At 64.6% G+C, this 4297-nt stretch carries 6 protein-coding genes and 1 pseudogene; all 7 read left to right on the top strand.

Features of this window, described 5'->3' with window-relative positions; genetic code table 11:
• Positions 1–416: ATP phosphoribosyltransferase (gene hisG / locus V3572_RS08010; RefSeq protein WP_442877370.1), on the top strand; the 416-nt coding region annotated here is incomplete at its 5' end.
• 237 nt (positions 417–653) lie between these two features.
• Positions 654–1565 carry a GTPase Era gene (gene era, locus V3572_RS08005; protein ID WP_332110458.1) on the top strand — a complete coding sequence of 304 codons (912 nt, stop codon included), beginning with the start codon at positions 654–656 and terminating at the stop codon, positions 1563–1565.
• A 58-nt stretch (positions 1566–1623) separates the two neighbouring features.
• On the top strand, positions 1624–2322 hold the full coding sequence (locus V3572_RS08000; protein ID WP_332110457.1) for a YggS family pyridoxal phosphate-dependent enzyme: 699 nt from the start codon (positions 1624–1626) through the stop codon (positions 2320–2322).
• Positions 2323–2380: 58 nt separating this feature from the next.
• Positions 2381–2959: a flagellar basal body-associated FliL family protein gene (locus V3572_RS07995; protein WP_332110456.1), complete on the top strand. Its 579-nt coding sequence runs from the start codon at positions 2381–2383 to the stop codon at positions 2957–2959.
• A 65-nt stretch (positions 2960–3024) separates the two neighbouring features.
• The gene (gene fliN, locus V3572_RS07990; RefSeq protein ID WP_332110455.1) at positions 3025–3573 is read left to right on the top strand and encodes a flagellar motor switch protein FliN; all 549 of its coding nucleotides are present in this window, start codon (positions 3025–3027) and stop codon (positions 3571–3573) included.
• The gene (fliO, locus tag V3572_RS07985) at positions 3566–3922 is read left to right on the top strand and encodes a flagellar biosynthetic protein FliO (protein ID WP_332110454.1); all 357 of its coding nucleotides are present in this window, start codon (positions 3566–3568) and stop codon (positions 3920–3922) included. Before fliN ends, fliO begins: the two co-directional genes overlap by 8 nt.
• A pseudogene (locus tag V3572_RS07980) lies at positions 3858–4297 on the top strand (flagellar type III secretion system pore protein FliP); the annotation flags it as partial. The gene fliO and the pseudogene V3572_RS07980, both read left to right, overlap by 65 nt.

The following is a 4297-nucleotide window of genomic DNA, read 5'->3' as shown; positions in this document are numbered from 1 at the left end:
AGGGCCTGGCCGACGCCATTGTGGAGGTCACCGAGACCGGCACCACCATCAAGGCCCACGGCCTGCGCATCATCGCCGAACTGCTCCAGACCAACACCCGGCTCATCGCCAACAAGGCCGCCTGGGAAGACCCCTTCAAGCGCAAAAAAATCGAGAATCTGGACATGCTCCTGCAGGGGGCGCTTCGGGCCGAAAGCCTGGTTGGGCTCAAGATGAACGTGCCCGAGGAAAAGATGCCCGCCATCATGAACCTTTTGCCCAGCCTCACCGCGCCCACCGTGGCCAACCTGTACAACAAGGACTGGCTGTCCGTGGAAATCGTGGTCTCCGAGAGCCTGGTGCGCGACCTGATCCCCAAACTGCGCGAGCTTGGGGCTGAAGGCATCATCGAATATTCCCTGAACAAGGTCATCTGATGGTCTGTCCCTGGAAAGCGCGGAAACGAATTCCAGGGACACGGAACGGGACGGGTTTTTTGAGGAACGCACCGCCCGTCACATGTCGAAAATAAAGCCGAACCCGGGAGGGCGCATCCCTCCCGGGCTTTTTTTCGCCCACCGGCCCGGATTCCCGCTTGCCCGCGTGACGTTTTTCGAGAACAACCATTTCCAGGGCGGACATTCCGCCACAAGCCCTTTTGCCCGGAGAATCCCATGTCCCACCGCTTTGGACACGTGGCCGTCCTCGGCCCCACCAACGCCGGAAAATCCACCTTCGTCAACCAGGTGATCGGCCAGAAGGTGTCCATCGTCTCGCCCAAGCCCCAGACCACCCGCAACCGCATCACCGGCATCCTGACCACGGAGGAGGCCCAGGTCGTCTTCCTGGACACCCCGGGCCTGCATCGCCAGAGCCGGGGCATAAGCCCCCTGCTTCTGCGGTCGGCCTGGAACGCCCTGCCCATGGCCGACGTGGCCCTGCTCTTTTTCGACGCCCGGGCCCTGGCCTCAAAGCCCAATCTGCTGGAAGCCGAGGCCAGACCCCTGGCCAAGGCCCTGGGCGGCAACCCCATGCCCGTGGTCGTGGCCATTAACAAGGTGGATGCGGTGCGCCCCAAGGAGCGTCTGCTGCCGCTGCTCAAGGAGATGGCCTTGATCTTCCCCCAGGCCGAGGTGTTCCCCATAAGCGCCCTGTCGGGGCAGGGCGTGGACGAGGTGGTGGCCGCCGTGACCGGGCGCCTGCCTGAGGGGCCGCCCCAGTACGGCGAGGACGAGATCACCACCGCGCCCGTGCGTTTCATGGCCGCCGAGGCCGTGCGCGAGAAGCTCTTTCTGGCCCTTGGGCAGGAGCTGCCCTACGGCGTGGCCGTGGAGATCGAGTCCTGGGACGAGCAGACAAACCCGGCCATGCCCCACATTTCCGCCGTGATCTACGTGCCCCGGACCACCCACAAGGGCATCGTCATCGGCAAGGGCGGGGAGATGCTCAAAAAGGTGGGCTCCGAGGCCCGGGCCGAGATCGAGGAGCTTGTGGGCGGACGGGTGCATCTGGAGCTGTGGGTCAAGGTCAAACCGGACTGGCCCGGAGACAAGGGGTTCGTGCGTGAATTGGGACTTGGGGAATAGGGGCGCGGCGTTTTTTCGAAACGTTTTGTTTTGCCCCCGGTTGTGCTAGCCTTTCGCCATGAACGATGATTCGGATGTGGACGGACGCCTTGCCCGGGTCCGGGAACGCATTGTCCGGGCCTGCGGAAAGGCGGGGCGCGATCCGGCCGGGGTGACCCTGGTGGCGGTGTCCAAGTTTCATCCGCCCGAGGCCGTGGCGGCCTTGCGGGCGCGCGGACAGCGGATTTTCGGCGAGAGCTACGTGCAGGAGGCCCTGCCCAAGATGGAGGCCCTTGCGGATGCTGGCATCCAGTGGCACTTCATCGGAAGATTGCAGAAAAACAAGGCCAAATTCGCCGTGGGCCGCTTCGCCCTGATCCACACCGTGGATTCGGCGGAATTGGCCCGGACTTTGCAAAATAGAGCCCTGGCCGCCAACCTGATCCAGCCGGTGCTCATCCAGGTCAACGTGGACGACGAGCCGCAAAAGGCGGGCGTGGCCGCGTCCCTGGCCCCGGAGCTGGCCGAGGCCGTGGTCGGCATGGCCAACCTGGACCTTCAGGGGCTCATGGTCCTGCCCCGGGCCCTGGACGACCCCCAGGCGGCGCGTCCGGCCTTCGCCGCCTTGCGCGCCCTGCGCGACGAGTTGGCGACGCGCCTCGGGCGGACCCTGCCGGTCTTGTCCATGGGCATGAGCGGCGACCTGGAGCCTGCCGTTGAGGAAGGGGCCACCCACGTCCGGATCGGGACGGATCTTTTTGGCCCGCGCCACGCCTGAGCGGGGGGCGCGCCGCCGTACACCCGTCTGACGCGGGACAGCCCGGGAGAAGAGGACGATGGCCGAAGAAATTGAAGGCGAAAAGAAAAAATCCGGCTTGCTCAAATGGATCATCCTGGCCGTACTGCTGTTGCTCCTGGCCGGGGGGGGCTACTATGCCTATCTGAAGTTTTTCGTGGCCGCCCCGGCCGAGACCCCGCCCACGGCTCCGGCCGAAGGGGGGGAGGCCCCCGGGCATGCCGAACCGGCCGCCGAGGCCCCCGCCAAGGAGGAGGCCCATGGCGAGGCCGCTTCCGGCCATGGCGGTTCCGACGGGCATGGCGGCGGCAAGGCCGCCCCGGCGCAATCCCTGGTCACCGTTCCCACGTTTGTGGTCAACCTGTCCGATCCCTCGGGACGGCGGTATCTCAAGCTCTCCATGGACCTGGAGGTCAAGGGCGGGCCCGAGGCCGTCCAGGGGTCCATGTCCAAGATTCGCGACGCCCTGCTCATGCTGTTGTCCTCCAAGTCGGTGGAGGAGCTGGCCGGGGTGGAAGGCAAGATCACCCTGCGCAAGGATGTGGCCGACCGAATCAATCAGGTGCTTGGCAAGCCGGTGGTTTTGCGCGTGTATTTCACGGATTTCGTGATCCAGTAGGCAACGCGGCGGTGGCGGCGTGACCGCGCCGGAAACCTGCAATCCGAGACGAGAGGCGACGACGCATGGGCTCAGACGATCAGGATCAAGACCAGCTGGCCGCCGAATGGGCCGCCGCCCTGGCTCAACAGGAAAACGAGGACGAGGACGTTGCGCCTGCTGCCGGAGGCAAGGGGGCCTCTTCGGGGACCGACGCCGCTTTGGCCGATGAATGGGCCGCCGCCCTGGCCGACGAGGAGGAACAGCACCTCAAAAAGGAACGGGAGCAGGAACAGCTCTCGCGGCAAAGCCACACGGCCCAGTTCAAGGATTTGACGCAGGACGCCAAGGCCCCCCGGCCCGAGGGCGGCGCCAGGCGCGATCTGGACTTCATTTTGGACATCCCCCTGGACGTGTCCGCCGAACTGGGGCGCACCAAGCTTCTCATCAACGAGTTGTTGCAGCTTGGGCAGGGCTCGGTCATCGAACTCAACAAGCTGGCGGGCGAGCCTCTGGAAATTTACGTCAACGGCAAGCTTGTGGCCCGGGGCGAGGCCGTGGTCATCAACGAAAAATTCGGCGTGCGCTTAACCGACATCATAAGCCCCATCGAGAGGGTCAAACAGCTTGCCTGACGCCGCCGCCCAGTCCGCCTACGGGCTTTCTTCCGTGGCCGCCCAGATGGCCCTGGGGCTGTTGCTGCTGCTCGGCGTCCTTTTTGCGGCCTTCTACGTCCTGCGGCGTTTCGGCCCGCGCCTGGGACTGCCCCTGGCCAAAAAGAACTCCGGCCTGACCTTTGAGGGGCAGCTGTCGCTTGGGCCCAAGCGGAGCGTTGTGTTGGTCCGGTTCTTGAATAAGGTCATGGTGCTCGGAGTCACCGAGCAGTCCATCAACCTGTTGACCGAGATCGACGACAACCATGACCGGGAAACCGACTTTGCCGCAGTCCTCGAAAAGGCCGATCCTCCGGACGGTTCTCCTTAGCCTTCTCCTGCTTGTGCCGGCCACGGCCCTGGCCCAGGACATGCCGTCGCTGACGCTCAACCTGTCCGCCGGGCAGGCCGAGCCGGGCCGGGTCTCCACCCTTCTCGAAATCCTCATGCTTTTGACGGTGCTTTCCCTGGCTCCGTCCATCGTGCTTACGGTCACCTCGTATACCCGCATCATCATCGCCTTTTCCTTCCTGCGCCAGGCCATGGGCACGGCCCAGATGCCCCCCAACCAGATTTTGGCCAGCCTGGCCATCTTCATGACCGTGGTCATCATGTATCCCGTGGGAAATCAAATCAATGACGAGGCCTTGCAGCCCTATATGCGTGAGGAAATCTCCCTCGGGGACGCCGCAAAGAAGGCCGAGGT

The sequence above is a fragment of the Desulfolutivibrio sp. genome (assembly GCF_036584575.1).
Classification (GTDB): Bacteria; Desulfobacterota; Desulfovibrionia; order Desulfovibrionales; family Desulfovibrionaceae; genus Desulfolutivibrio.
The sequence above is the reverse complement of the archived record's forward strand: the minus strand, read 5'-3'. Positions and strand labels throughout refer to the sequence as shown.

Coding starts and splice junctions, on each gene's coding strand:
- era (WP_332110458.1), top strand. CDS start 654: ATGTCCCACCGCTTTGGACACGTGGCCGTCCTCGGCCCCACCAACGCC.
- V3572_RS08000 (WP_332110457.1), top strand. CDS start 1,624: ATGAACGATGATTCGGATGTGGACGGACGCCTTGCCCGGGTCCGGGAA.
- V3572_RS07995 (WP_332110456.1), top strand. CDS start 2,381: ATGGCCGAAGAAATTGAAGGCGAAAAGAAAAAATCCGGCTTGCTCAAA.
- fliN (WP_332110455.1), top strand. CDS start 3,025: ATGGGCTCAGACGATCAGGATCAAGACCAGCTGGCCGCCGAATGGGCC.